Origin of the sequence: Actinoplanes utahensis (assembly GCF_016862455.1) — a bacterium.
GTDB lineage: Bacteria > Actinomycetota > Actinomycetes > Mycobacteriales > Micromonosporaceae > Actinoplanes > Actinoplanes utahensis.
Map to the genome: position 1 here is coordinate 115,121 of NZ_BOMZ01000078.1, position 25,750 is coordinate 140,870.

General features: G+C 71.9%; 27 protein-coding genes and 1 pseudogene. 14 read left to right on the forward strand and 14 right to left on the reverse strand.

The features are described 5' to 3' along the window. Positions 1 to 23: 23 nt before the first annotated feature. From Aut01nite_RS26510 to Aut01nite_RS26520, 3 genes are all read right to left on the reverse strand, one after another. Positions 24 to 233, reverse strand: a complete 210-nt coding sequence (locus Aut01nite_RS26510; RefSeq protein WP_043527236.1) for a DUF4177 domain-containing protein — start codon at positions 231 to 233, stop codon at positions 24 to 26. A gap of 212 nt (positions 234 to 445) precedes the next feature. Beyond that, on the reverse strand, positions 446 to 1,255 hold the full coding sequence (locus tag Aut01nite_RS26515; RefSeq protein WP_043527238.1) for an NAD(P)H-binding protein: 810 nt from the start codon (positions 1,253 to 1,255) through the stop codon (positions 446 to 448). Positions 1,256 to 1,264: 9 nt separating this feature from the next. Then, a complete protein-coding gene (locus Aut01nite_RS26520) occupies positions 1,265 to 1,603 on the reverse strand; it encodes a hypothetical protein (RefSeq protein WP_152628830.1) in 339 nt (112 codons plus the stop codon). Between the two features lie 83 nt (positions 1,604 to 1,686). Between Aut01nite_RS26520 and Aut01nite_RS26525 the strand changes: the two genes are divergently transcribed. Then, on the forward strand, positions 1,687 to 2,052 hold the full coding sequence (locus Aut01nite_RS26525) for a hypothetical protein (protein WP_152628831.1): 366 nt from the start codon (positions 1,687 to 1,689) through the stop codon (positions 2,050 to 2,052). 69 nt (positions 2,053 to 2,121) lie between these two features. Here Aut01nite_RS26525 and Aut01nite_RS26530 read toward each other — a convergent pair whose 3' ends face one another. Continuing rightward, positions 2,122 to 2,520: a VOC family protein gene (locus tag Aut01nite_RS26530; protein WP_043527243.1), complete on the reverse strand. Its 399-nt coding sequence runs from the start codon at positions 2,518 to 2,520 to the stop codon at positions 2,122 to 2,124. A 378-nt stretch (positions 2,521 to 2,898) separates the two neighbouring features. Here Aut01nite_RS26530 and Aut01nite_RS26535 point away from each other — a divergent pair, with 378 nt between their 5' ends. After that, positions 2,899 to 3,645 carry a ribonuclease FAU-1 family protein gene (locus tag Aut01nite_RS26535; RefSeq protein WP_043527244.1) on the forward strand — a complete coding sequence of 249 codons (747 nt, stop codon included), beginning with the start codon at positions 2,899 to 2,901 and terminating at the stop codon, positions 3,643 to 3,645. Positions 3,646 to 3,729: 84 nt separating this feature from the next. Here Aut01nite_RS26535 and Aut01nite_RS26540 read toward each other — a convergent pair whose 3' ends face one another. Beyond that, a complete protein-coding gene (locus Aut01nite_RS26540; RefSeq protein ID WP_043527246.1) occupies positions 3,730 to 4,155 on the reverse strand; it encodes a DUF1810 domain-containing protein in 426 nt (141 codons plus the stop codon). Beyond that, positions 4,142 to 5,113 (reverse strand): hypothetical protein, encoded by a 972-nt coding sequence (locus Aut01nite_RS26545; protein ID WP_043527247.1) that lies wholly within the window; start codon positions 5,111 to 5,113, stop codon positions 4,142 to 4,144. Before Aut01nite_RS26545 ends, Aut01nite_RS26540 begins: the two co-directional genes overlap by 14 nt. A gap of 97 nt (positions 5,114 to 5,210) precedes the next feature. Here Aut01nite_RS26545 and Aut01nite_RS26550 point away from each other — a divergent pair, with 97 nt between their 5' ends. Then, a complete protein-coding gene (locus Aut01nite_RS26550) occupies positions 5,211 to 5,636 on the forward strand; it encodes a hypothetical protein (RefSeq protein ID WP_052163976.1) in 426 nt (141 codons plus the stop codon). A 66-nt stretch (positions 5,637 to 5,702) separates the two neighbouring features. Here Aut01nite_RS26550 and Aut01nite_RS26555 read toward each other — a convergent pair whose 3' ends face one another. Further along, positions 5,703 to 6,401 carry a hypothetical protein gene (locus Aut01nite_RS26555; RefSeq protein WP_052163977.1) on the reverse strand — a complete coding sequence of 233 codons (699 nt, stop codon included), beginning with the start codon at positions 6,399 to 6,401 and terminating at the stop codon, positions 5,703 to 5,705. Positions 6,402 to 6,483: 82 nt separating this feature from the next. Here Aut01nite_RS26555 and Aut01nite_RS26560 point away from each other — a divergent pair, with 82 nt between their 5' ends. The 4 genes and pseudogenes from Aut01nite_RS26560 (at position 6,484) to Aut01nite_RS26575 (ending at position 9,638) form a co-directional block, all read left to right on the forward strand. After that, the gene (locus Aut01nite_RS26560; RefSeq protein ID WP_161790670.1) at positions 6,484 to 7,461 is read left to right on the forward strand and encodes a sialidase family protein; all 978 of its coding nucleotides are present in this window, start codon (positions 6,484 to 6,486) and stop codon (positions 7,459 to 7,461) included. Positions 7,462 to 7,542: 81 nt separating this feature from the next. Continuing rightward, positions 7,543 to 7,668: pseudogene (locus Aut01nite_RS44890) on the forward strand (VOC family protein); the annotation flags it as partial. A gap of 193 nt (positions 7,669 to 7,861) precedes the next feature. Beyond that, positions 7,862 to 8,491 (forward strand): lipoprotein, encoded by a 630-nt coding sequence (locus tag Aut01nite_RS26570; protein WP_236642821.1) that lies wholly within the window; start codon positions 7,862 to 7,864, stop codon positions 8,489 to 8,491. Positions 8,492 to 8,735: 244 nt separating this feature from the next. After that, positions 8,736 to 9,638: a hypothetical protein gene (locus Aut01nite_RS26575; protein ID WP_204037691.1), complete on the forward strand. Its 903-nt coding sequence runs from the start codon at positions 8,736 to 8,738 to the stop codon at positions 9,636 to 9,638. Here Aut01nite_RS26575 and Aut01nite_RS26580 read toward each other — a convergent pair. Continuing rightward, on the reverse strand, positions 9,607 to 10,068 hold the full coding sequence (locus Aut01nite_RS26580) for a DUF427 domain-containing protein (protein ID WP_043527253.1): 462 nt from the start codon (positions 10,066 to 10,068) through the stop codon (positions 9,607 to 9,609). The two genes, Aut01nite_RS26575 and Aut01nite_RS26580, sit on opposite strands and share 32 nt — an antisense overlap. Positions 10,069 to 10,145: 77 nt before the next feature. Here Aut01nite_RS26580 and Aut01nite_RS26585 point away from each other — a divergent pair, with 77 nt between their 5' ends. Then, positions 10,146 to 10,505: a hypothetical protein gene (locus Aut01nite_RS26585; protein WP_236642831.1), complete on the forward strand. Its 360-nt coding sequence runs from the start codon at positions 10,146 to 10,148 to the stop codon at positions 10,503 to 10,505. A 115-nt stretch (positions 10,506 to 10,620) separates the two neighbouring features. On the opposite strand, the gene Aut01nite_RS26590 is transcribed toward Aut01nite_RS26585, so the two are convergent. From Aut01nite_RS26590 to Aut01nite_RS26600, 3 genes are all read right to left on the reverse strand, one after another. Continuing rightward, the gene (locus Aut01nite_RS26590; RefSeq protein WP_052163980.1) at positions 10,621 to 12,084 is read right to left on the reverse strand and encodes an aldehyde dehydrogenase family protein; all 1,464 of its coding nucleotides are present in this window, start codon (positions 12,082 to 12,084) and stop codon (positions 10,621 to 10,623) included. Positions 12,085 to 12,159: 75 nt separating this feature from the next. Next, positions 12,160 to 13,359: an FAD-dependent monooxygenase gene (locus tag Aut01nite_RS26595; protein ID WP_043527256.1), complete on the reverse strand. Its 1,200-nt coding sequence runs from the start codon at positions 13,357 to 13,359 to the stop codon at positions 12,160 to 12,162. Between the two features lie 22 nt (positions 13,360 to 13,381). After that, on the reverse strand, positions 13,382 to 14,533 hold the full coding sequence (locus tag Aut01nite_RS26600; protein WP_043527258.1) for an MFS transporter: 1,152 nt from the start codon (positions 14,531 to 14,533) through the stop codon (positions 13,382 to 13,384). 65 nt (positions 14,534 to 14,598) lie between these two features. Between Aut01nite_RS26600 and Aut01nite_RS26605 the strand changes: the two genes are divergently transcribed. Both Aut01nite_RS26605 and Aut01nite_RS26610 read left to right on the forward strand, forming a co-directional pair. Then, positions 14,599 to 16,794 (forward strand): Orn/Lys/Arg family decarboxylase, encoded by a 2,196-nt coding sequence (locus tag Aut01nite_RS26605; protein ID WP_083999288.1) that lies wholly within the window; start codon positions 14,599 to 14,601, stop codon positions 16,792 to 16,794. Between the two features lie 50 nt (positions 16,795 to 16,844). Further along, positions 16,845 to 18,191, forward strand: a complete 1,347-nt coding sequence (locus Aut01nite_RS26610; RefSeq protein ID WP_204037693.1) for a M20/M25/M40 family metallo-hydrolase — start codon at positions 16,845 to 16,847, stop codon at positions 18,189 to 18,191. Positions 18,192 to 18,222: 31 nt separating this feature from the next. Here the strand turns inward: Aut01nite_RS26610 and Aut01nite_RS26615 are convergent, their stop codons facing one another. Together Aut01nite_RS26615 and lon are read right to left on the reverse strand one after the other, a co-directional pair. Further along, entirely contained in the window at positions 18,223 to 19,635 is a 1,413-nt protein-coding gene (locus tag Aut01nite_RS26615; protein WP_152628834.1) for an FAD-dependent monooxygenase, read from the reverse strand. 159 nt (positions 19,636 to 19,794) lie between these two features. Next, complete coding sequence (gene lon / locus Aut01nite_RS26620) at positions 19,795 to 22,104, reverse strand: endopeptidase La (protein WP_043527259.1); 2,310 nt, start codon at positions 22,102 to 22,104, stop codon at positions 19,795 to 19,797. 112 nt (positions 22,105 to 22,216) lie between these two features. Here lon and Aut01nite_RS26625 point away from each other — a divergent pair, with 112 nt between their 5' ends. Further along, a complete protein-coding gene (locus Aut01nite_RS26625) occupies positions 22,217 to 22,963 on the forward strand; it encodes a L,D-transpeptidase family protein (RefSeq protein ID WP_052163981.1) in 747 nt (248 codons plus the stop codon). Between the two features lie 80 nt (positions 22,964 to 23,043). On the opposite strand, the gene Aut01nite_RS26630 is transcribed toward Aut01nite_RS26625, so the two are convergent. Next, entirely contained in the window at positions 23,044 to 23,745 is a 702-nt protein-coding gene (locus Aut01nite_RS26630) for a B3/B4 domain-containing protein (protein ID WP_052163982.1), read from the reverse strand. 146 nt (positions 23,746 to 23,891) lie between these two features. Here Aut01nite_RS26630 and Aut01nite_RS26635 point away from each other — a divergent pair, with 146 nt between their 5' ends. The 3 genes from Aut01nite_RS26635 (at position 23,892) to Aut01nite_RS26645 (ending at position 25,584) form a co-directional block, all read left to right on the forward strand. Then, a complete protein-coding gene (locus Aut01nite_RS26635) occupies positions 23,892 to 24,368 on the forward strand; it encodes a Crp/Fnr family transcriptional regulator (RefSeq protein WP_043527261.1) in 477 nt (158 codons plus the stop codon). 78 nt (positions 24,369 to 24,446) lie between these two features. Next, complete coding sequence (locus tag Aut01nite_RS26640) at positions 24,447 to 25,100, forward strand: CBS domain-containing protein (protein WP_043527262.1); 654 nt, start codon at positions 24,447 to 24,449, stop codon at positions 25,098 to 25,100. A gap of 22 nt (positions 25,101 to 25,122) precedes the next feature. Beyond that, positions 25,123 to 25,584, forward strand: coding sequence for a Crp/Fnr family transcriptional regulator (locus Aut01nite_RS26645; RefSeq protein ID WP_043527264.1), 462 nt, complete (start codon positions 25,123 to 25,125; stop codon positions 25,582 to 25,584). The last annotated feature ends 166 nt before the right edge of the window (positions 25,585 to 25,750 follow it).

The window sequence follows — 25,750 nt, forward strand, 5'->3', positions numbered from 1 at the left end:
GCCCCGGGGTCATCGCGGATCGCTCAGCGGCGGGCCCGCTCGAACGTGACCAGCAGCCCGTCCACCCCGCCGGGCCCGATCCGGCCCTTCACATCGGCGGAGGTGATCGTCTTGAGCCGCCAGCCCTGGGCGGCGTGATCGTTGAGAACCCGCTCCAGCTTGTCGCCGGACATCTTGCCGCCGATCATCTTCTCCCGGAGTTCCACCACTCGGTACTCATACAGTTCGGCCATGCCACCATCGTCGGCTGACCGGTCAAGCCCCCGCCGGGACGTGACAGCAGTCGATACGCTGCGTCGCAGGCAAACCATCGTGCGTGAGGAGAACGACATGCGTCTGCGGACAGTGATCCTGACCGTCGTGACATTCCTGCTCGCCACCGTCGCGGCGGTCCTCACCGGACCGGGCGCGGCCCTCGCCGGGTACACCTGGTCCAACTGAGCTGTCAGGAATCCCAGACGCCACGCGCGGCGGCAGCGGTGGCGTACGCGCTGAAGTCCAGACCCGGACGGCCGAGGATCTTCTCCACCACCCCGGTCGGGACGGTGTCGCCGCGGGACTCCAGAGCCGTGAAACCGGCCACCAGCATGTCGACGACCTCGTCCGGGAGACCGTCGGAGCGCATCCCGGCACGGTACGCCTCGGGGGTGCCGTCGAAGGCGATCTCGCGGCCGGTAGCACGGGAGATCTCGCCGACCGCCTCGGCGAACGAGATCGCCCGCGGGCCGGTGATCTCGATCAGCTCACCGATCAGACTGTCGTCGGTCAAGGCGGCGACCTCGACCGCCGCGATGTCGCCGGCGTCGATGAAACCCTGCCGGGCGGTGGGCACCGGCAGGTTCAACCGCCCGGCGAGAACGGCCGGGCGGAAGAACGTCTCGAAATCCTGGTGGAACCAGTCGGGGCGCACGATGGTCCAGTCCAGGCCACTGTCCCGGACCTCCTGCTCGGCGCTCTGCAGATGCGCGTAACCCATCACCTCGAGGCCACGGTCCGAATGCAGCACGACCCGCCGCACCCCCGCCTGCCGCGCGGCGGCAAGAAACCCGTCCGGCAGCCCCGTCTGATCGGGCAGGAGCAGAAACATCCTCCGAACGCCGGAGAGCGCGCCCGCCCAACTCCCCGGATCGTCCCAGTCGAACCGTTGCTCTGCATGGCGGGCAGCCACCCGAATGTCCAGCCCGGAATCGCGAAGCAACGACGCGACCCGGCTGCCGACCGTTCCGGTACCACCCAGTACGAGAATCGGATCCATGAGCCGACCCTAACGCGACCTTGCGGCCTCGTGCGCGGCGTCCCATCGGCGAATCCATTCCCGGGCGCGTTCGGCCAGGGCCGGGAAACGGCTCTCCATGTCCTCGGCCACGGCCACCAGACCGGCCCGCGAATCGGCGGGAAAGAAATCGTCGATCCACAGCGCGACCGCCGCACGATATTCGTCGTCGCCGCCGAGCCAGCCCCGCGCGACCGGCAGAACGTTCGCCTGCTCGTCCAGCGACCACGCCATCGATGTGAGGATCTCCGCGAGGCCCTCCGGGGGCAGGCTCGCCGCCCGGCGGTCGACCAGGAAGTCCATCACGTCCGAGATGTTGATCGATGGCATGGCGCAGAACCTACCGGCTCCGCCGCGATCCCGTGGTCCCCTTTCCCGCCCGGAAACGGCTGATCGCACCGCACAATGTCGGGGTGACCGATCCTGATCTGCTCCGCGACATCTGGAACCGGGCCTGCGCCGGAGCCGGCGACGGCGTCGGCGGCCGGTATCTGAGCGCGCTCCTGCTGGTCGACGGCATGGTGCGCAACGGCGGGCCGAACCACGCCGCAGACAGTTGCGACCCGGCCGAACTCGCCGCCGCGGCGGCCGCCGCCCGCTACTTCGGGATGGCCGACCTGGCCGCGGTGATCGACGAACTGCCGGCGGCCGCCGAAGACGACGACGCCGACGACCGGCTGTCCGATACCTATTACCGGCTCGCGCCCGACAGCGAACGGCTCACCGACGCCCTCGCCGCCCGGCACGCCACCGCGCCCGAAGATTTTCAGCCCGCCTGACGCAGCCGCTTTTCAGCCGGTCTGACGCCGGCCGCCACTTTTCAGCCGGTTCGACGCTGGCCGTCGCTTTCAGCCGGTTCGACGCCGGCCGCTGACACAGAAACGGTTGCCTTCGGGGTCGGCGAGGACGACGTAGGCCGGTTCGGCGGGATGGGCCTCGCCCGGCCCCGGATAGAACGGCCAGTCCACGCGCCGGGCACCGAGCCCGAGCAGGCGGTCCACCTCAGCGTCCAGGTCGACGTCACCGGCGTCCAGGTCGAAGTGGATGCGGGGAAGATCCTGAACGGGCGTCTCGCTGCAGTCCATCGCGATCGGAGCGCCGGGCACGCCCGGGGGCGGCTCGATGACGATCCAGTCGTCACCGTCCCAGCGGGGCGGTCGGCGAACGTACCCCAGCGCTTCGGTCCAGAACGCCCCCGCCCGCCGCGCATCCTGCACACCGAGAGAGATCTGCGCGATCACCGTCATCAGCCGAGACTATCTTCCCCACTGCCGGCCCCACCTCCACCGCTGCCGGCCCCACCGTCTCCACTGCCGACCCCACCGTCTCCACGGCGGTTGACGACCCGCCGTCGTGGATCCGCTCGACCGGCCAGAGGTGCCTGCAGAATCGGCCGCGCTCCTTTGGCGGAGGCGTAGTCGGTGATTCGGATTCCGGTGATCCGCATCGGTCCGGCCACCGTCGCAGGAAGCCGAGACGCACAGCACGGGACGGTCCGCGCAGCGGCAGCGAATCTTGTCCGGCTCGGCTCTCAGTGCGTCTCCTGCCCGAGACAGCACTGAGAGCCGGCCGGGGTGCAAGGCCGGCCGGGGTGCAAGGTAGGCATCGATGGCATATTGGGCGGCATGAGCTCGGGCGTGCGCCTGGAGAAGATCAAACGGCCCGGTGGGCTGTATTGGTTCGCGCTGGAGTTGATCCGGTCGGACGAGGACGGAGTCTGGCTCCGAGGGGCGATCGGGTCGCGGTGGGAAGCGCCGCACGACAGCGGTGTGCTTCCGATGCCGGTGGTGGTGCTGCTGGCTACGGGGCGGCCATGGGTCGCGTGGTGGGTCGCCGACCCGGCCGATCCGCGGCTCGAGATCGACGTGTGCCTGCCGCCGGAGCCGACCCCGACCGGGTGGCGCTACATCGACCTCGAACTCGACCCGATCCGTCACGAGACCCCCACCACTTGCGGGACCCCCACCACTTGCGGGACCCCCAGCACTTGCGGGACCCCCAGCACTTGCGGGACCCCCAGCACTGGCGGGAACTCCAGCACTTGCGGGAACTCCAGCACTTGCGAGACCCCGACCGGTGACGAGACCCCGACCGCCCGCGAGGACTGGAGGCGCAGCGAGGACGACGCCGTCCACGAAGGGCCGATTCGGTACGGGTACGAGTTCCGGGTCGAGATCGAGGACTGGGACGAGTACGAGGAGGCGTGCCGGGCCGGATGGATGAGCGCTGAAGACGCCGCTCTCGCCCGGACCACGGCCCATGAACTCGCCGAGGCTCTCCGCCGGGGCGACGAACCCTGGCAACAGCGCGGCTGGCGTCTTCTCTGCGCCCGCCCTGGCCGAGAAGGCGCACACCGGCCCCCCGCGGCGTAGGAGGCGATGAATCCGGACGGGGACGCTACATCTCCCCGTGCGGGTCCCCGGCCAGGAACGAGGAGTTCGAACGCCGACGCAGGGTCACCTGTCGAGGAGTTCGTCCGTACGCGGGTCGGGTTCGCCGTCGAAGTATTTGTCGAGAACCTGCTGGAAGACCGGATCGTCGGGGGCGGCGCGGTGGAACAGCGTCATCGACGAGCGGAGTTTCAGGTCGTCGGGGTATCCGAACAGCCGCTCGGCGGTGCGGGCCGCCGAGTCGGCCACGGCCGTCGCGGATTCGACCAGCCGCGGGCCGAGGAGGGGATGCGATCGGTAGGCCCGCGCCTCGGCCAGGTCGCTGATGGCGTAGTGCTGCGCGGTCGGGCTCGACCCCAGCCCGCGTAACTGCGGGAAGACGAACCACATCCAGTGTGTCCGCTTCGCACCGTCCCGGATTTCCGCGAGCGCCGTCTCGTAGACCCCGGCCTGAGCCGAGACGAACCTCTCCAGAGCATCAGCGGCAGGCATGTGACGGGACCTTTCGGCGGTGGAGTGAGCGGTGGAGTGACCAGAAGGCAAGCGTAGTGGCGAGAGCGCCGGCCGTGAGGTCATAGCGGCCGCCCAGCCCGACCAGCGCGTCGAGCATCAGGAAGAAGGCCACGATCCCGGTGACGGCCCACAGCCCGTCCGGACCGTAGGCGCCGTCGCCCGCCGCCAGCCGGTTGATCAGCAGTGCGGCCGCGGCGACCGGGGCCAGGGTGACGACCATCCCGGCCGGCCAGGCGAGGCCGGTCGAGGGCACCGTGTAGACGAGGACGAAGTGGGCTGCCGTACCGGCGAAGGCGATCAGGCCGACAAGCCGTCGGCGCGGTTCACGGATCACGGCGCGGGGTGGGCGCCGACGGCGCGGGATCAGGAAGGCGGCCGCGATCAGCAGCAGGCACAGGCCGCCGGCGGCGAGCATCTGACCGGCGGGAACCCGGGCGAAGTCGGTGTAGGTCAGCGGCAGGACGCCCAGCAGCGCCAGCCCGGCCAGGGTGCGGCCCCGACGGCCGGTCCACGGCTGGTTCCGGTGGGCCGGGAACAGCCACTCGACGACCAGCACCGACGAGCACACGCTCACCGCGACGTGGAAGACGGTCAGGTGCGAGGCGATCAGCAGGTTGGTGTGCCAGACCTCGCTGTAGGAGCCGACACCCACGTCCGCCCAGTAGCGGGGATCGAACCAGAAGCGGTCGACGAGCCCCTCCTCGTACACCGCGTACGCCGCGGCCAGCAGGCACAGGCCGGGCAGCCCCAGCTTGAAGCGGTGGGCGATCTCGCGGCAGAGCAGCGCCCCGCATCCGTAGAGCGCGACGACCACGGGAAACCGCCACGGCAGGATCAGGTCCAGCGGTGGCGTCGCCGTCGACAGCACCTCCCCGAAGAACGGCGCGACGAGCAGAACAACCAGCGCCGGGGGTACGCCACCGCTCATTCTCTTCATACCCGCGAGCACACCACCACCGGCCGGTCCCCGGCTGCGGCCGTCGGTCTACAACGTCTATACCTAAGTCGATGTCAGGCCAGTCCAGCGAGCGGCGGTGACGGTGCGTAACTATCGGTTCAAGCGGCAGACCAACCGGATGGGTGTGTTCGTCGGCGTCATCGCGGAGGGGGTGCGGGCGGACGGCCCGCCGCCGGGGCTGGAGGCCGTCACCGATCGGCTCTGGCTGGACGTGGGGCGGGTCGTCGAGGGCTTCCGGGGTACGCCGTTGCGGCTGACCCGGGACGAGATCGGCTGGCTGCGGACCGGGTTGGAGCACGTCGCGGCGGACATCGCGCGAGCCGAACCCGTCCGGCACGTCGTCGTCGTACTCCGGGCGGTGGAGATCTTCGAAGTGGACTACATCGAGGAGGCGCTGGCGCCGGCCGTCGCCGGCTGGGCGGCCGCGGAGTTCGGGTTCCCGATCGGCCGGGCGGAGATCAGGCGCGACGAGCAGACCGGCCGCTGCGTCGTGGACTGGTGATGCGGGAGACCGCTGGAAAGCGGTGCGGACCGGGCCGCCGGGTGCCCGGAGTCTCCGGGGAGATCATCAGTGCGGGCGCCCGGGCGGAACCGGGGTGCGGCCGCGCCAGCGTTGGCTGGCGGGGTAGGCGAGGGCGCGAACGCCGTGCAGCAGGCCGGTGGGGTGCAGGTCCTCGGTGGAGTTGCGGATCGGGTCGAAGGTCAGGGCCTCGTCGGCGGCCGGGGACAGCGAGGTGCCGAGGGTGAGGCGGGCGAAGGGTTGTGAACGGCCGCCGCGGATCGCGTACAGCAGAAGGGTCGCATGGGGTTTGATCTCGGACAGCGAATCGCCCAGCGGGGTGCCCGGATCGGGGGCGGCGGCCAGGTGGAGGAGGCCGGTGGGAGTGCGATAGGCGGCGATCGAGCCGTAGGTGGTGTCGAACGTGCGGCGCGGCATCGGCACGTGCCGGCCGAAGCGGCCCCGGCCCGCCACGGTGGACAGCAGCAGGTCCAGGTCGCGGCCGGGTGTGGGGACGCGGACGGCGAGACCGCGGACGTCCGGGCGGCTGCCACGGGTGCCGAGACCCTTGGAGAGGCGTACGGTCACCGGGTGCTGCCCGGCCCGGTCGAGCAGGACCGAACCGACCGGGTCGGGGCAGCCCCAGACGTCCAGGGTGCCGGTCAGCGAACGGCCCGCCGGATGCAGCGAGCGCCGGTGCCGCGAGCGTGCCAGCCGTATCCCCGCGGCCACCGTCAGACCGGCGCCGGCCATCCACATCAACCTCATGCGATCCGGCATACCCGGCGGATCGGCGGCTAATCGATGTAACGTTGCCGCCGCTGGTGGAGGACGAGCGAAAGGCGTGCACGTGACGGAGCCGATCATCGTGGCCCATGCCGAACCGGGTCTTCTGGCCCACTTCCCCGACATCGTCAAGCTCGCCGACGGGCGGCTGCTGGCGACCTGGCGGGAAGGTCCGGGACACGTCGACTCCGACGGCCGGATCCGGGTCACCGACAGTGCCGACGGCGGTCTGACCTGGAGCGAGCCGCGCACGGCGGCGGACGGGCCGTTCGACGACCGGGATCCCAAGCTGGCGGTGCTCGCCGACGGGACGGTGCTGCTGAGCTTCTTCGTCCTGGAGTGGGGGACCAGGCCGAGACACACCAGCCACGGGACGTACGTGTGCCGCAGCACCGACGGCGGGCGGACCTGGAGTGAGCCGGCCGCCGTGGGAGATCCGCGGTGGGCGGTGTCGCACGGGGCGGCGGTCCAGTTGGCGGACGGCGACGTGCTGCTGCCGCTGTACGGGCGGCCGAACCGGGACGTGCGGGAACGGGCGGTCATCGTGCGCAGCGATGACGGCGGGCGGACCTGGGCGGCCGGCGAGGCGGTGGAGATCGCCGACGACGGCGTGGATCTGCAGGAGCCGACGCTGATCGTCCTCGGCGACGAGGTGGTGGCGTTGATCCGGACGACCGCCGGCCACGCGTACCTGGCCAGGTCCTCCGACGGCGGCCGCGAGTGGAGCGTGCCGCAACCGACGGACATGCCCGCGTCGTCGCATCACGCGCTGGTGCTCGGCAGCGGCGAGGTGCTCGTCACCTACGGTGATCTGGAGCCACGGTTCTCCTCGCACCGCGACACGGTCGGGCGCCTGGTGACGCGGCCGGAGGGCAGCTGGGACGGGTACCCGGACATTCACCTCTACGACTCCGGGCACCCCGATCAGGCGAACCCGTCGAGTGCGGAGGTGGCGCCGGGCCGGTTCCTGACGCTCGGGTTCGACGTGCCGAAAGCGACGGTGATCGGCGTCTTCACCGAGGCCGGCGACTACCGGAAGTGACCGGACGCCCAGGACCTCGGGCGGATGGAGGTCGGCGGAGTGATCGGGCACGCCGAGGTGCGGATCGGCGACTCGGTGGTGATGCTCTTCGACAGGTCGCAGGGGCCGCGGACCCCGGCCTTCCTGCGGCTGTACGTGTCCGACGACGCCACCGTCCTCAGCCGGGCCTCCGAACGCGGCGCCCGGGTGGTCACCGAGCCGACCGAGTTGTTCTGGGGGGACCGGGTCAGCCGGTTCGAGGACCCGTTCGGGAACCTGTGGTGGATCCACCAGCGGGCCGCCGAACCGTCCGAGGAGGAGATCAACCGGCGGCTCGGCGTCCCCGTCCTCGTCCTCGTCAAGAAACATGGAGTACGTGCAGAGCGTGGATGTCGTACCCCGTGTGTAAGCTCCCCGACCTGTGAAGACCCTAAGAATCCTCGCGTTGGCCGGGGTCCTGGCCGTCGCTGGTTGTTCGAGTTCCGAGAAACCGGCCGAGCCGACGTTCGAGGCGAGCAGCGCGCCGGCCGCTCCCTCCGTCGCGGTCACCGCGGCGGGTGTGAAGGTCGGCCCCAAGGGCAGTCCCTGCGAGTTGCCGTTCAGCTTCGACGCGGCCGCCGACTGGAAACCGAAGGCGGTCGACGTCAAGACGCTCGGTGAGTTCGCCGAGCTGGCCAAGGTCGGCGAGTTCACCAACGTCTGCGAGATCGACGCCAAGCCGGCCGGCAACATCGGATTCCTCCGCGTCTACCTCGCCGAGGGCCGCAGCGGCCAGCCGCGCGGGCACCTGGACGCGTTCGTCAAGGCCGGGCGGCGCGAGGTCTCCGGGGAGGTCTACAAGGACATCCAGGTGGCCGCGCAGCAGGGCGCCGAGGTGACCTGGAACCTCAAGAGCACGTCGCTCGACATGACCACCCGCTACTCGGCGTTCGCGATGAACACCGAGGCGGGCGCGGTCGTCGTGGTGCTCAACGCGTTCGACGAGATCGAGTACGAGCAGATGCTGCCGGCCTTCCAGCTCGCCGTGCAGTCGGCTGCGGTCGCGTCCTAGGAGACGTACCAGTCGAAGATCTCCCAGCCCAGCGGGGAGACCATCACCGCCAGCGCGAGGGCGCTGGCCGCGGTCGCCGCGGCCAGCGCCGGCCACTGGCGGTTGCCGGCCCGGTAACGGCGACTGCGTCCGCCGTCTCCGACGTAGGCCGGTGGACGCCGTCCCTGCCGGACGGTCGTCCACTCGCAGACCGTGCCGTCCCACGGCGTTACGATGCCGGTCGATCCGGGAGTGATGAAAGACGTTGACGCGTACGCTGCACGGCCGCCGGATGGCGAGGCTTCCGGCCCTGGAGGACACCGAAGAGCTCGTCGCCTTGAACGCCACCGTCGACGGCCGGCTGGTCGCTGTCTCGGAGCGGGGCAGCCGGGAGAACAGACTCGCCAGCCCACGGGTACGGGTTCACCTGCACGAGAGCGGGGACGACTGGCGCCCGGTGACGCTGACCGGGGTGACGATGAGGCCGAGCAAGGTGGATCTGCTGCCCGACGGTGACATCCTGCTCGTTCAATCCCGCACCGTCCGGCGGCCGTTCGAGCCGACACCCGACGGCGCGCAGGTCTTCGACGCCTCCGGTCAGGCGTCACGGTCGTTCCGGATCGGTGACGGTGTCACGCACCTCGCCGTCGACGAGCCGGGCACCATCTGGGCGGGGTACGGCGACGAGGGGATCTACGGCGGGGATCCCCTCAGCGCGGGCGGTCTCGCTCGTTTCGACGAGTACGGCCGGCAGCTGTGGACCTATCAGCCGGCCGACGGCTTCGACCACGTCGCGCACTGCTATGCGCTGAACGTCGGCGCCCGGACGACCTGGGCCTACTACTACACCGGCTTCCCGCTGCTCCGGATCACCGATACGGAGACCGCACCCTTCCCGCCCGGCCCGGTCCGCGGGGCGCGGGGAGTGCTGGTCCACGGTGACTCGGTGATTTTCATCGGCGGTTACGGCGCTCCGTCCGGGCTCACCGAATGCCGGCTGCGTGACGGGGCCGTCGTCGAACCCGGTCCGGCCGTCCTGACCGCACCCAAGAGGATCGACATCGTCAGCACGCGCGGTAGCCGCCTGTACCTGCGTACCGGTCAGGCGGTGTTCGTAGCCGACATGGCCGACCCGGTCACCAGCCTCGCGTCCCGGGGCCGCCCTTGAAGGGGCCGGTGATGTCGGCGGTGATCCAGCCGCCGTAGAAGTCACCCTCCTGCGGGCGAACCGGTTCGCCGGCCACGCGGCATTCGCCGACACGGCTCGGGTAGAAGGCGACGGCTCCGGTGATCACCGCGTACCCGGGAGTGGGGTTCTCGTAGGACCAGCCCACCCGGGGCACGCGCAGGTCGCCGAGGACGAGATCCCAGTAGGTGGCGTCACCCTTGAACTCGCAGTACGAACGTCCCGGGGCCGCTTCCAGCACACCGGCGGCGATGTCCTCTCGGGGGACGTAGTAGACCGGCGGGTGCGACGTCTCCAGAACCCGATGACAGCGGTCGCTGTCGGCGATCACCCGCCCGGCGTGCACGATCGTCACCCGGGCCGTGGTGCGCTCCACACGTGGTGGGCGCGGGTAGTCCCACACCGATTCCATCGTTCCAGACTGCCAGTTCGGCGGTATCTCCGTCGCGGGAGGGGACGGCCGGGCGGTACGGTCCGCCGGTGGACACCATGAGTCTGGTCGCCGACGGCGTCGACGTCCGGCAGACCGAGGACGACCTCACCCTGGTCCTCAGTGCCGCGGGCGCCGAGGTGATGCGGCTCCGGGTGCGGTACGAGGGCTGGGACGACGAGGTGATCAACCCGGCGGGAGCGGCCGCGCCGGGGCCGGGCGCCTTCACCCTCATCGGCCACGAGCTGCGCCTCGAATTCGGCGCGCGGACCGTGGCGGACGTCGGGTACGCGCGGGACTGCCGGGTGCGGCTCGATGTGGACGACGAGGGGATCCGGCGGGTGCGGGCCGCGCTCCTGGAGATCCTGCAGTGCGCCTGCTACATCGTGGACACCGCCGAGGGCCGGGTCTGCAGTTGAGTTCCACGACCGGATCCGAACCGCCGAACCGGCACCTGATCGTCGCGTACGTGATCCTGATGAGCCTGCCGCGCCGCATCGGTGCGGAGCCGTCCCACCGATGCGGCGCCGCGGCTCAGAACGGGTAGGAGGCCGGTTCGCCGCGCATGGTGATCCAGCGGGTCTCGGTGAAGGCCTCGATGTTGGCGGCCGGGCCGCCGAAACGGGAACCGGTGCCGGACGCCCGGACGCCGCCGAACGGGGCGTTCGCCTCGTCGTTGACGGTCTGGTCGTTGATGTGCACGATGCCGGTGGGGATCTGCTCGGCGACGGCCAGTCCGCGCATCACGTCTCGGGTGACGATGCCGAGCGACAGGCCGTACTCGCCGGCGGCGGCGAGTTCGACGGCGGCCTCCACCGACGGCACCCGGGTGACCGGGGCGACCGGGCCGAACACCTCCTCGGCGAACGCGGGCGCTTCGATCGGCACGTCGGCCAGCACCGTCGCCTGATAGAACAGGTCCTGGTAGGCGCCGCCGGCCGCGATCTTCGCACCCTGACCGGCGCTGGCGGTGACCAGGCCGTGGATCTTGTCGCGCTGTCTCTCGTCGATGATCGGGCCGAGCGCGACCTGCTCGGTCGCCGGGTTGCCGACCGGCAGCTCGCCGGCCTTGGCGGCGAGCCGTTCCACGAACTCGTCGTACAGCCGGTCGGCGACCAGGTGCCGGCCGGTGGTCATGCAGATCTGGCCCTGGTTGAAGAACGATCCCCAGGCGGCCAGGTCGACCGCCGCGTCCACGTCGGCGTCGTCCAGGACCAGCAGCGCGGAGTTGCCGCCGAGCTCCAGGTGGGCCCGCTTGAGGTGCTTGCCGGCGAGTTCGCCGATGCGGCGGCCGACCGGGGTGGAGCCGGTGAACGAGATGACCCGGATGTGCGGGTCGGTGATCAGCGCCTCGCCGACGTCCGGCCCGCCGGGCAGCATCTGCAGTACGCCCGGCGGCAGTCCGGCCTCCTCGAAGACGCGGGCCATCAGGGTGCCGCCGGTGACCGCGGTCCGCGGATCCGGCTTCAGGATCACCGCGTTGCCCAGGGCGAGGGCCGGCGCCACCGACCGGATGCCCAGGATGATCGGCACGTTGAACGGGGAGATCACGCTGACCACCCCGGCCGGCATGCGGCGGGCCATGGACAGCCGGGGCTGCTCGGACGGCAGCAGCTCACCGTACGGGCGGCTGGGCAGCGCGGCCGCCTCGTAGCATTCCTCGGCGGCGACGTGCAGCGCGAAACCGGCCATCCCGGGGACCGCGCCGACCTCCCGGATGTTCCACCAGCTGATCTCGTCCGCGTGCTGCTGCCACAGGTCCCCGGCCCGGCGCAGCACGGCGGCCCGGGCGGTGTGCGGCAGCGCCGCCCACTTCCGCTGCGCGTCGGCGGCGTGCGCGCCGGCCTCGGCGACGTCCTCGGCTCCGGCCAGGCCCATCCGGCCCAGTTCGGCGCCGGTGGCCGGTTCGACGACCGGGTATTCGCCGCCCCGGCCGGTGGTCCAGGTGCCGTTCTTGAAGATGTTCCCCTGCCAGTCGACGCCGTCGAGCAGTCCCACAGCGCGCCTCCTTCTCTCGTGACCTGCCTGTCATTCCCGCGGGCGGGCGAACTACCCACCGGGAACGGGCAGACGTCACGGTTCGGCGGGCAGGGTCAGGCCGTCGAGCATCGCCGCCGGGCCGCCGCCGAACGAGGTGAGCCGCCGCCGTACCGGCACCGGCAGCCGCGGGATCAGCCGCATCGCCTGCGCGGTCAGCCACACCTGAGCCCGGTTGCGGGGCACCAGCGAGTTCAGCATCGACGGGCCGACCCGGCGGCTGTGCCGGACCGGATCGGCGAGGGCGGCCTCGTACCGCCGCAACGCGTCCGGCACCCCGTCCCGCCCCGCTTCGGCGAGCTCGGCGGCGAGCAGGTAGGCGCCGACCGCGGCCAGGCTGGTGCCGCCGCCCACGGCCGGGCCCGGGCCGTACCCGGCGTCGCCCACCAGGGTCGCCCGGCCGCTCGACCAGGAGTCCATCCAGATCTGCGAGATGTCGTCGAAGTACAGGTCGTCCGCGGTGTCCAGGTGCGCCAGGACCGCATCGGCACGGGTGTCCAGCGTGTCACCGACGAGGCCGCGCAGGGCCGCCCGCTGCGCGGCGGGATCACGGCGATCGACGGCGATCTCCCGCGGGGTACGGACGAGCAGCACCGCCCGGCACCGGCCCGGCACGAGAGTCGGGTACACGGCGGCGAGCACGTTCGGGGCGGCGAACGCGGCCACCGTCGCGCCGGTGCCGAGCACGTCCGGAAGGCTGTAGACGCCCAGGTAGCCGCCGAGGAACCGGCGGAACCGCGACTCCGGCCCGAACACCAGCGCCCGTACCCCCGAATGCAGGCCGTCCGCGCCGATCAGCACGTCCGCGTCCACGGAGGTGCCGTCGGAGAGCAGCGCGCTGCCGCCGTCCCACTGCTCGACGACGGTGCCGAACCGGTAGTCGGCGTGGTCGCGGGAGGCGTCGTGCAGCATCCCGGCGAGAGCGCCCCGCATCACCTCGATGTGCCGGTCGGTGAAGCCGGCCGCCACGTCGGCGGTCGGCAGCACGACCGGCGCGCGGCCGGGCCGCAGCAGGGTGACCGTGTCGTTGCGGGTCCGGGCCGCGTGCACCCGCTCGTACAGGCCCATCCGGTCGATCACGTCGACGGCCGGGCCGAACAGGTCGACGGCGTGGCCGCCGTCTCCGGCCCGTGGATCGGCGGCCTGTTCGGCGACGGTCACCTCCCAGCCGGAGCGATGCAGCCAGTGGGCGAGGACGGGTCCGGCGACACCCGCGCCGGAGATCAGTGCGCGCACGGCGACCTCCCGGGAGAAACGTTCACGTACTCCTCAGTGAACCCCGTGCGCGCACCATGGCCCACGCGCCGGCCAACGGGCCGGGCGCGAGCAGCAGGAACGCCCAGCGCCAGCCGACCGCGGCGGCCAGCACCGGAACCAGCTGGATGGTGACGACGGTCAGCGCGAAACCGATCGCCGTCTGCGCGGTGAGGGCGGTGCCCACGTAGCGTTCGTCGGCGACCTCGCTGAGCGCGGTGGAGAAGACCCCGGAGTCGGCGATGACAGCCGCGCCCCACACCACGGCCAGCGCGGCGACCACGGCCGGCGGGGTGGCGAAGAACAGCGGGGAGAGCAGGCAGCACAGGCCGCTGACGGCCAGGGCGGTGACCGCGGCCGGCACCCGGCCGAACCGGTCCGCGGCGAGGCCGCCGAGCAGGCATCCGGCCACCCCGGCGACACCGACGGCCACGAACGCGAGAATGCTGCCGCCGCCACTGGCCGCCAGGAAGGTGGGCAGCCAGGTCCACAGCGCGTACAGCTCCCACATGTGACCGAAATAGCCCAGGTTCACCAGCCGGGGCCCGCGTTCCCGGAACATCGTCACGGCGTACCGGGGATGGGGTTTCGGCGGCACGCCCCGGGCGAACTGCGGGCCCTCCCGCACCAGGGCGGCCGCCAGCAGCGCGCCGGCGGCCGCGCATCCGGCGGCGGCGCCCATCACCCCGCGCCACGGCAGGTCGCCGAGGCCGCGGATCAGGTGCGGCAGGGCCGAACCGAGGGTGAGCGCGCCGATCATGACGCCGAAGGCGAGTCCCCGGCGGCCGGGCGGCGTCCACGACGCGGTGAGTTTCATGCCGACCGGGTAGACCCCGGCGAGGAAGACGCCGGTGAGGAACCGGAGCGGCACCGCGCCGGCCAGGCTGTCGGCGGCGACGGCGAAGACCGCGGTGCACCCGGCGGCCAGGGCCGCGCAGACCGCCATCAGCAGGTGCGCGCGGACCCGGTCGGCCAGGTTGAACGCGGCCGAGACGACCGCCCCGGCGACGAAACCGAGCTGGACCGAGGCGGTCAGCCAGACGGCGGCGCTCGCGCTGATGCCCCATGACTCGCGCAGCGCGGGCACCACGGCGGACGCCGAGAACCACACCGCCAGGGCCAGCACCTGCACGGCGGCGATCACCATCCGCTGCATGTCAAGATCATCTCATGTCTCCGGTTTCCGGGACGGGCCGCCCGCTCCCCGGCTAGCGTCACGGCATGTCGTTCCCGGTCACGATCGTCACGCCCGCGAACGGCGCCACCGGGGCGCTGCGACCGCTGGAGATGCTCGAGGAAGCCCTGGTCCGGGCCGGTCTGGAGCGGCGGCGGTTCGGTGCGGAACGCCCCGGCATGCTGGCGCACATCGCCCGGTCCAGCGCGACGATCGTCTATGCGCTGCATCCCGCCGACGGCCCCGGCGCCCGGGTCGCGGCCGACTTCGTCGAGGCGATCCGGGCACACAACGACCGGGTCCCGATCCTGCTGTTCGGCGAGCAGCTGACCGCCCGCGGGATCCCGCAGACGGTCCTCGCCCGCATCGACGGGGTGGTCAACGCCTACGAGGACACCCCGGACTTCCTGGCCCGCAAGATCAAACGCGAGGTGAGCCATTACGTCGGGCAGCTCGCGCCGCCGTTCTTCGCGGCGCTGATGCGGTACGCCGCCGACGGCGCCTACTCCTGGCACTGCCCCGGCCACTCCGGCGGCACCGCGTTCCTGAAGAGCCCGGTCGGCACCCTGTTCCACGAGTTCTTCGGCGAGAACCTGCTCCGGGCCGACGTGTGCAACGCCGTCGAGGACCTCGGGCAGCTGCTCGACCACACCGGCCCGATCGCCGACAGCGAGCGTCTCGCCGCCCGCACGTTCCGCGCCGACCACCTCTACTTCGTCACCAACGGCACCTCCACCTCCAACAAGATCGTGTGGAACTCGCTGGTCGGGCCGGGGGACATCGTCGCGGTCGACCGCAACTGCCACAAGTCGGTGCTGCACGCGATCATGCTCACCGGCGCCGTACCGATCTATCTGACGCCGACCCGCAACAAGGCCGGCATCATCGGGCCCATCCCGCGCCGCGAGTTCAGCGCGGCAGCGCTGCGGGAGAAGATCGAGGCCAGCCCGCTGATCGCCGACAAGAGCCGGCCGATCCGGCTGCTGGCGCTGACCCAGTCCACCTACGACGGCATCATCTACCGCGCCGAGGAGCTCCGGAGGACCCTCGACGGGGTGGTCGACGCCCTGCACTTCGACGAGGCGTGGCTGCCGCACGCCGCCTTCCACCCGCTGTACGACGGCATGCACGGCGTCGCCAACGACCGCGACCGCACCAGCCGCACCGTCGTCTACGCCACCCAGTCCACCCACAAGCTCCTCGCCGGGCTCTCCCAGGCCTCGCAGATCCTCGTGCAGGACACCGCCGGCGGGCGTTTCGACGACCGGGTGTTCGCCCAGGCGTACCGGATGCACACCTCCACCAGCCCGCAGTACGCCATCATCGCCAGTTGCGACGTGTCCGCCGAGATGATGGCCGGCAAACGCGGCCCCGCCCTGGTCGAGGAGGTGATCACCGAGGCGATGGAGTTCCGCCGCGCCATCATCCGGATCGGCACGGAGCTGAGCGACTGGTGGTTCGGCGTCTGGGGCCCCGACACACCGCCCCGCACCGGGCTGGCCGAACGCGCCGAGTGGGAACTGACCGCCGACGCCACCTGGCACGGTTTCGACCGGGTCGACGACGGGTTCACCATGCTCGACCCGATCAAGGTCACCCTGACCATGCCGGGCCTGACCGTGCACGGCGAGTTCAGCGCCCCCGGTGAACCCGCCGTCCCCGGCGTGGTGCTGGCCCGCTACCTGGCCGAGCACGGCGTGGTGGTGGAGAAGGTGGGCCTGTACTCGCTGTTCGTGCTGTTCACCATCGGGGTCACCAAGGGACGGTGGAACTCCCTGGTCGCGGAACTGCACCGGTTCAAGGCCGCCTACGACGGCAACGCGCGGGTGGAACGGCTGATGCCGGCGTTCGCGGCGAGCTTCCCGGGGTACGCCGGACGCGGTCTCCGGGATCTCTGCGCCGACCTGCACGCCACCTACCGCGACGCCGACCTGGCCGAACTGACCACCACCATCTACACCGCACCGGTGGAGCAGGCGGCCCTGCCCGCCGACGCGTGGACGGCGATGGCGGCCGGGCGGGTCGAGCACGTGCCGGTCGCCGAACTGGCCGGCCGGACCACGGCGGTGCTGCTCACGCCGTACCCGCCGGGGATCCCGCTGCTGGTCCCCGGGGAGCGGATCAGCGCGCCGATCGTGCGCTACCTGCGCCACGAGCAGATCCTGGCGCAGCGCTGGCCCGGCTTCACCGGCATCACCCACGGCGTCACCGGCGACACGGTCGCCTGCCTCCCCGCCTCCTGAGACATCGACGAACATGGACATGTGCGGGCTCGTGGAGAAGAGTGGGGCGCATGTCGACGAGGCGCACCATCCTGATGGCCGGCGCGGCGTCCGCGGCCGGCGTCGCCGTTCCCGGCCGGGCCGAGGCCGCCCCGGACCGCGAGCTGCGGACCATCCTCCGTGAGATCGACCCCCGCCGGATCGAGGCGATCGTCCGCAAGCTGGTGTCCTTCGGCACCCGCCACACGCTGTCCGCGCAGGACGACCCGAACCGCGGCATCGGCGCCGCCCGGGACTGGATCTTCGCCGAGCTGCAACGGCATGCCGCGGCCAGTGGCGGGCGGATGACCGTGGAGCAGCAGTCGTTCATCCAGCCCGTCGCACCGCGGATCCCGGCGCCGACCCGGATCACCAATGTCGTCGCCACCCTACGCGGCAGCGTCACCCCGGAGCGGATCTACGTGGTCACCGGCCACTACGACTCGCGGGTCACCGACGTGATGGACGCGGTCAAGGACGCGCCGGGCGCCGACGACGACGCCTCCGGCGTGGCAGTGATCATGGAGTTGGCCCGGGTGCTGGCGACCCGGCAGCCGAACGCGACGCTGGTGTTCGCGGCGGTCGCCGGCGAGGAGCAGGGCCTGTACGGCTCCGACCACATGGCCCAGCGGTACCGGGACGCCGGCGCCGACATCCAGGCCATGTTCAGCAACGACATCGTGGGCACCGGCGACGCCCACGACGGCACCCGCAACGATCCGCGTACCGTCCGCCTGTTCGTGGAAGGGGTGCCCACGTCCGAGACCGCCGCCGAGGCGAACGTCCGCAAGAGCGTCGGCGGTGAGAACGACGGCCCGTCCCGGCAGCTGGGCCGCTTCGTCAAGGACGTCGAGCCGGACGACGCGAACGTGCGGGTGATCTGGCGCCGCGACCGTTACCTGCGCGGCAGCGACCACATCTCGTTCCTGCTGCGCGGCTATCCGGCGGCCCGCTTCACCGAGCCCCGGGAGAACTTCGCCCACGAACACCAGGACGTCCGGGTGGAGAACGGCATCCAGTACGGCGACCTGCCGGAGTTCTGCGATTTCCGGTACATCACCCGGGTGGCCCGGGTCAACGCGGCAGCGCTGTGGTCGCTCGCCCAGGCGCCCGGCACCCCGAAGGGCGTGGTCGTCGACACCACCCAGCTGACCAACCAGACCACCCTTCGCTGGCAGGTGGGAACCGAGCCGGACCTGGCAGGATACGAGGTGGTGTGGCGGGAGACCACCGCACCGGACTGGCAGCGTTCGCTCCCGGTGGGCAAGACCGGCTCGGTCACCGTCGACCTGTCCAAGGACAACGTCTTCTTCGGCGTACGGGCGGTCGGCGCCGGCGGCCACCGCAGCCCGGCCGCCGCCCCCAGACCACAGAGCTGATCCGTCTCCGGGAGGCCCTCGACTACAGCGGTCAGGGCACCGGCACCGGTTCCACGGCGGCCGGCTCCGGGACGGCCCGGCGCGAACGACGGTGACGGAGGTTCACCAGCAGTGATCTGAGCAGCACCGACGGGGTGGCGAGGGTGCTCGGGTGGGCGAGCATGAAGGCGACGTCGTTGAACTTCGTCGCGATACGCAGGTCCACCGTCGACGCCGTGATCACCTGATTGACCAGCGCGCGTTGCAGGCGTACCGGGAACGGGGGCCGGGTGGTCTCCGTCCGCTGGGCGTCGCCCGACGTGGAGAGGTCCCACGCGGCGTCCACCACGACCTTCTGCGACCGGAAGAAGCCCGTCGCCGGGCGGTCCAGGTCGGGACCCGCGCACAGGTACTCCGACAGACAGGAGGCGTGCAACGCGGCCGACGACATGCCCTGGCCGTAGACGGGGTTGAACGAGGCCACCGCGTCACCGACGGCGGCCAGCCGGGCCGGCAACCGGTTCGCCCGGTCGAAGTGACGGCGTCGCGCGTCGGCCTGATGGTAGGTGCGCACCTCGCTGACCGGCTCCTGCCGCGCGATGTCCTGGAACAGACCGGGCAGGTCGGCGCATCGGGCGCGGAAGTCGTCGAGGTCCGGCGCCGGACGGTCCGCTCCGTACGTGGTCAGCATCAGCATCCACTGCATGTCCTCGACCGCGGTGAGCGCCGCCTGCGTCCGCTTTCGATAGTGCGGGGAGAAACGCGAGATCGCGGCGCCGGTCGGCGGGTCCTGCTCGGCCCGCCGGAAGTACGCCGTCGCATAGTTGACGTCGATGCGCATCCGTTCGAGTTCGGGCCGGTCCCATCCGTCGTCGTGCAGCCAGTCCGACAGCCTGCTCGCGCGGCCCATGGCGTCCACCACGAAGTCGGCGGACAGGTCCCGGCCGCCGACCCGGACCGCGGTGACCCGGCCGTCGCGGTACCGCAGCCCCTCGGCGACCCCGTTGACCTGGTGGACGTTGCCGAGTGCCAGGGTGCGCCGGCGCAGCAGGGTCTCCAGGAAGGTCCGGCTCTCGCTCAGCAGCACGACGTTCGGCGCCTGCACGGCGGCCACGTCGTCGGCCCACGCCTGGACCTGGTGCGACAGGGACAGCACCGCGCCCCGGTCGACGGCCTCGCCGGTGAACCCGGGGAACCAGCGCTCGATCTGGGCGCGCCCGGCCGGCAGGAGCGTGTGCACCTGGAACTGCTGGGGCACGCCGCGCCGGCCGCCGGCGTCGTCCTCGCCGACCTCGTCCCGCTCCACCACGACGACCTCGTCGGCGTGGTCGGCGAGCACGCGCGCGGCGAGCAGCCCGGCGACGCTGCCGCCGAGCACGATCGCGCGCCGCAGCGATCTCGCCGGCACCTCGGGCTGACGGGTGCTGCTCAGCCCGGTGAACATCTCGGCTGGTCGTTGCCTCACTCTGATGGCCTCTCCGATCGCGGTGCCCCCACACCGGGGGCACGAGCCTCTCCAGAGTGGCCGCTCCCGCCGCCCGGGCGGCCGTAAAGTCCGAAGCCCGATCGGGCGCCGCACCGGGATCCGACAGTCGAGAGCCGGATCCCGGTGCGTTCCTCCGGATCAGCCCACGGTCACCGCTTCGGCGGAGACCGGCTCCAGAGCGGTGCGCAGGATCTCCCGGACGTCCGACACGATGTGCACGGTCAGGGCCGCGCGGACGTCGGCGGGCACGTCGTCGAGGTCCGGCTCGTTGCGTTCCGGCAGGTAGACCTCGGTCAGGCCGGCCCGCTGGGCGGCCAGCAGCTTCTGCTTGACGCCGCCGATCGGCAGGACCCGGCCGGTCAGCGACACCTCGCCGGTCATCCCGACCTCGGCACGCACGTTGCGGCCCAGCAGCAGCGACACCAGCGCGGTCACCATGGTGACGCCCGCCGACGGCCCGTCCTTGGGCACCGCGCCGGCCGGCACGTGCAGGTGGATCGGGTGGTCCAGCTGCTCCGGGGAGATGCCGAACTCGCCGGCGTGCGCCCGGACCCAGGACAGCGCGATCTGCGCCGACTCCTTCATCACGTCACCGAGCTGACCGGTCACCGACAGGCCGCCGGTGTTGCCGGGCAGCAGCGACGCCTCGATCCAGAGCACGTCACCGCCCATCCCGGTGACGGCCAGGCCGGTGGCGACGCCTGGGACGGCGGTGCGCTCACCGGATTCCGGGGTGAACCGGGGACGGCCGATCAGGTCCTTGAGGTCGCCGGTGTCCACGGTCGCCGGGAGCTCCCGCAGGGACACCTTGCGGAACGCCTTGGCGAGCAGGCGCTCGAAGACCCGTACCCCCGCCTCCCGGGTGTAGTCGGCGGCGATCTCGCGCAGCGCGGCCTCGGTGACCGTCACCTCGCCGGGGGAGAGGGCGGCGCGTTCCAGCTGGCGGGGCACCAGGAAGTCGCGGGCGATGGCGACCTTGTCGTTCTCGGTGTAGCCGTCGATGGCGATCAGCTCCATCCGGTCGAACAGCGCCTGCGGAATCGTCTCCAGGACGTTGGCGGTGGCGATGAACAGCACGTCCGACAGGTCCAGGTCGACGTCCAGGTAGTGGTCGCGGAACGTGTGGTTCTGCGCCGGGTCCAGGACTTCGAGCAGCGCGGCCGCCGGGTCGCCGCGGTAGTCGCTGCCGACCTTGTCCACCTCGTCGAGCAGCACCACCGGGTTCAGCGTGCCGGCCTCCTTGATCGCCCGCACGATCCGGCCGGGCAGCGCGCCCACGTAGGTGCGCCGGTGCCCGCGGATCTCCGCCTCGTCGCGGACGCCGCCGAGCGCCACCCGGACGAACCTGCGCCCCAGCGTGCGCGCCACCGACTCGCCGAGCGACGTCTTGCCGACCCCGGGCGGGCCCGCCAGCAGGATCACCGCGCCGGAGCCGCGGCCGCCGATCGTCTCCAGACCGCGGGACTCGCGGCGGGCCCGGACGCCCAGGTATTCGACGATGCGCTCCTTGACCTCGTCGAGGCCGTGGTGGTCGGCGTCCAGCACCGCCCGCGCGGCGGCCAGGTCGGTGTGGTCGGTGGTGCGCACGTTCCACGGCAGGTCGAGGACGGTGTCCAGCCAGGTCCGGATCCAGGACGCCTCCGGGTTCTGGTCGCCGGCGCGCTCCAGCTTCGCGGCCTCCCGCAGCGCCGCCTCCCGGACGGCCTCCGGCAGATCGGCGGCCTCGATCCGAGCCCGGTAGTCGTCGGTGCCGTCCGGCTCGCCCTCGCCGAGCTCCTTGCGGATCGCCTTGAGCTGCTCACGCAGCAGATATTCGCGGTTGCGCTTCTCGACCGACTCGCGGACGTCCTTCTCGATCGTCTCGCTGACCTCGGACTCGGCCAGGAAGTCCCGGGTCCACTCGATCAGCAGCCGCAGCCGGGTCTCGACGTCCGGCGTCTCCAGCAGCTCGCGTTTGCGGTCGTTGGACAGGTACGGCGCCCACCCTGCGGTGTCCGCCAGGTCACTGGGGTCGTCGATCGCGCTGACCGAGTCGATGACCTGCCACGCCTCACGGCGTTGCAGGACCGAGACGACCAGCTTCTTGTACGTCTCGGCGAGGTCGCGAACCTCCGCGGCCGGTGTGGTGGCGGGCACGGGTTCGGCCTCCACCCACAACGCCGCGCCGGGGCCGGTCACGCCGCTGCCGATGCGGGCCCGCGGGCCGGTGCGCAACACCGCGGCCGGGGAGCCGCCACGGATCTTGCCGACCTGTTCCAGGGTGGCGATCACGCCGTACGAGGCGTACCGGTCCTCCAGCCGCGGGGCGATCAGCAGCTCGGAGCCGGCCGAGGTCCGGGCCGCGTCCACGGCGGCCTGCGCGGCCTCGTCGAGAACGATCGGAACGACCATGCCCGGAAGCAGAACGGTGTCGTCGAGGAACAGCACGGGGAGTCGCTTGCTGGTCACGGTTACCTCCGGGAAGTTGAGTACGCACGACTCAACTCCGCCGGTGTTCCGGATCTTCCGCCCGGCGGCACGGGTTCACTCAGAGCGAACACGAGCCCTAAGATCGACGCTCATGAGACGACTCGCGGCCCTGTCGGCGCTCGTGATCACGGTCATGCTGCTGCCCGCCTCGCCGGCCGGCGCCGCGCTGCCCGACATGCTGTCCCACGTCGGCGACGCCCGGCAACTGATCGTGGTCACCGGGCAGAGCTGGACGTCCACCCAGGCGACCGTGCGCGCCTACCGCAAAGGCCCCGACGACCGCTGGCGGGAAGTGCTCACCGCCGTACCGGCCCGCATCGGGTACGGCGGATGGAAGTGGGCCGCCGACCGCCGCCAGGACACCGGGCAGACCCCGGCCGGGACGTTCACCCTCACCGAGGCGTTCGGGGTCCGGGCCGACCCGGGCGCCCGGCTGCCGTACCGCAAGGTCGACGGCAACGACTACTGGGCCGGCGACAACCAGGACGCGAAGACGTACAACACCTTCCAGGCGTGGGCGTCGCCGTACCGCACCTGGCGCACCTCCGAAGCCGAACGCCTCGCCGCCTACCCCACCCAGTACGCGCACGCCGTGGTGATCGACTTCAACAAGCCGCGCGGCGTCCGGTACGACACCGGCCGCGGCCAGACCGTCGCCGACCAGCCCGCCGACACCCGCCTCGGCTCGGCCATCTTCCTGCACGCCAGCGGCGCCGGCTCGACCGCCGGATGCGTGTCGGTCGGCCTGCCCACCATGGTCCGCCTGCTGACCTGGCTCGACCCGGCCGCCAAGCCCCGCATCGTGATGGCTCCCGCCGTCGCCATCAGAGCAGCCTGACCCCGCCCAGGTTCGCCGGGTGTGCCGGTGCTCGACGCGGGCCGGCGGCGGTCACGTCCCGCCTGCGGAACCGCCCGGGTTCAGGCGGAGATCAGGCGCTGGGCGATCCGCACGTCCGGGCCGAGGCCGGTCAGGTGGGTGATCAGGTCGTCGGCGGCGGCCTTCAAGGACTCGTCGGTCAGCGGGGCGAGGGCGTCCAGGATGAACAGGGCCGCCGTGGTGTCGTCGCGCAGCCGGGTGCGGCGGCCCTGACGCCAGTTCCAGCGGCGGCAGGTCACCCCCGCGTCGTCGCACCACACGACCTCGCCCTCGTCGGGGTGCTCGATGACGTCGGCACCGTCGGCGGTGGTGTCGAACGGTTCGGCGCCGGTGGCGCGGATCAGCCGGGGCGAACCGGAGTAGCGGGTGAGGTCCTCGCCGCCGAGGGGCAGGCCGTGCCGTACCGAGACGGCGTTGTAGACGTCGGTGAGCCGGTTCACCCGCGGCAGCCCGGCTGGGGCGCGGCGTAGCAGGGCCTCCAGGCTGTTGCGGGTGCGCTGCGGTTTGGCGCCGAACGCCCGGTAGGCGTCACGCCACGCCGCCACCTGCGGAACCTGCTCCACCGGCTGGGCGTCCAGCAGCTCACGGGCCGACTCCTCGGCGGACGTCAGCAGCGCGTCGCTCGCGGTGTCGCTCGGGCCGGGGACGATGCCGTCGACCGCGATCAGCAGCGCGCGGTAGTCGGGACGCAGCGCGAACACGTCGGCGCCGACGTGGGCGCCGGCCAGGAACTGATCGAGCACGGGTGGTCTCCGAGGCAGCGCGGGCAGGGCCTACGCAGAGTACGACATGGCTGCGCCGCGGCGGGCACGACGGGACTTTCGGCCTTCACCCGCGGTGGCCCGACGGCATTGACTGGACGGATACGCCGCCGCGTCGAGGAGGAGCCGTGTTCCCCACTGTCGAAACGCTCGCCGACCAGCCGTTCCTGTCCGGCCTCACCGACCACCAGCTGAGCCTGCTCGCCCCGCTGACCAGCCGTTCCATGTTCCACGCCGGGAACCGGATCTTTCGGGAGGGCGCGCCCGCCGAACAGTTCTGGCTGCTCACCCAGGGTCAGGTCTATCTGGACACCGAAGTGCCGGGGCACGACAACTTCGTGCTGGAGAAGCTGCGAGCGCCGACGGTCCTGGGCTGTTCGTGGCTGTTCGCGCCGTACCGCTGGACGTTCGGGGCCGTCGCCATCGACACCACGCACGCGCTGACGTTCAACGGGCCGCTCGTCCGCGCCCTGTTCCAGTCCGATCCGGGGCTGGGCAGCGAACTCACCACCCGGTTCCTGAGCGTGATGGGCCGGCGGCTGCACGCCGCCCGGCGCCGCATGGCCGACTGCCAGCGGGCCACCGGCCACCGCCGGGACCTTTGACCCGCACCGGGCGGGACCGACGGACCTGCTCGGCGGCGCCGCCCGCGCATAGCGTCGAAGGCGACCGAGGAGGACGCCATGAGGACGTGGACAGTCGACGATGTGATGACAGAGGCGGTCACGACCGTGGGCCCGGAGGCCTCCTACCGGGAGGTCGTCGACCTGTTGATCGGCCGGCGGATCAGTGCGATGCCGGTCGTCGACGATTCGTTGCGGGTGATCGGCGTGGTGTCCGAGACGGACCTGCTTCGCAAGATCGAGTACGCCGGGGACGAGCGGCCGCGACTCTTCGACGGCCGCCGGCGTCGCGGCGAACGCGCCAAGGCGACCGGCGGCACGGTCGCCGGCCTGATGACCGCCCCGCCGGTGCTCGCCGTCTCCGGGACGCCGATCGCGGCGGCGGCCCGGCTGATGGACGCCGGGAACGTGAAACGGCTGCCGGTGGTCGACGCGGCCGACCGGCTGATCGGCATCGTCACCCGCAGCGACCTGCTGAAGACCCACCTGCGGCCGGACGACGAGATCCGCGACGACGTACGGAGCGGTGTGACCGGCGTGGACGTCGAGGTGCGCGACGGGGTGGTGACGCTGTCCGGCCGGGTCGACCGGGCCTCGACCGCGGACGCCGCCGATCTGCTGGCCCGGCGGGTGCCCGGCGTCGTCACCGTCGTCCAGGAGATCCACTGGGTGTGGGACGACCGCCGGCCGATCCTGCCGTACCCGATCGCCTGACCCGCGGCCGCGGAGGACCTCGATGAGCACGCACGACTTCACCGCCGGCCTGCCGGCCGACATCACCGGCCGGCTGGCGGACCACGGGCGGCCGGTGTTCCGCGCCAGCCGTACCCGCCTCTTCGCGGCCGGTTCCCCCGCCGACCGGTTCTGGCTGATCAACACCGGTCGGGTGGCGCTGGACCTGCCGGTTCGTGGCCGCGGTGACATCGTCATCGAACGGCTCGGCCCCGGGTCGGTCGTCGGCTGGTCGTGGCTGCTCCCCCCGTACCGATGGAGGTTCGGCGCCGTGGTCACCGAGGACGTCCGCGGCGTCGAGTTCGACGCCCGCGCCGTCCGCGCCCTGATCGCCGCCGACCCGGCGGTCGGCCGCGACCTGAACGCCCGCTTCCTGGCCATCCTCGCCGACCGTCTGCAGGCGGCCCGCAACCGGCTCGCCGAGCTCTACTCCTACCCGGACGTTCCGCCCCACGTGTTCCTCTGACCCCGCAGCACACCCCGCAGGAACCGGTCCGGGCGGGCCACCGTGACGCTGCCGTGCGGTCCGGTCGACAGGCCGTCGAGGTCGGTGAGCGGCAGGCAGCCCGGCGCGGGTTCCGGCAGGTTCAGGGCCAGCAGGACCGCGCCGGGGGAGAGGTCGTTCGGTGACC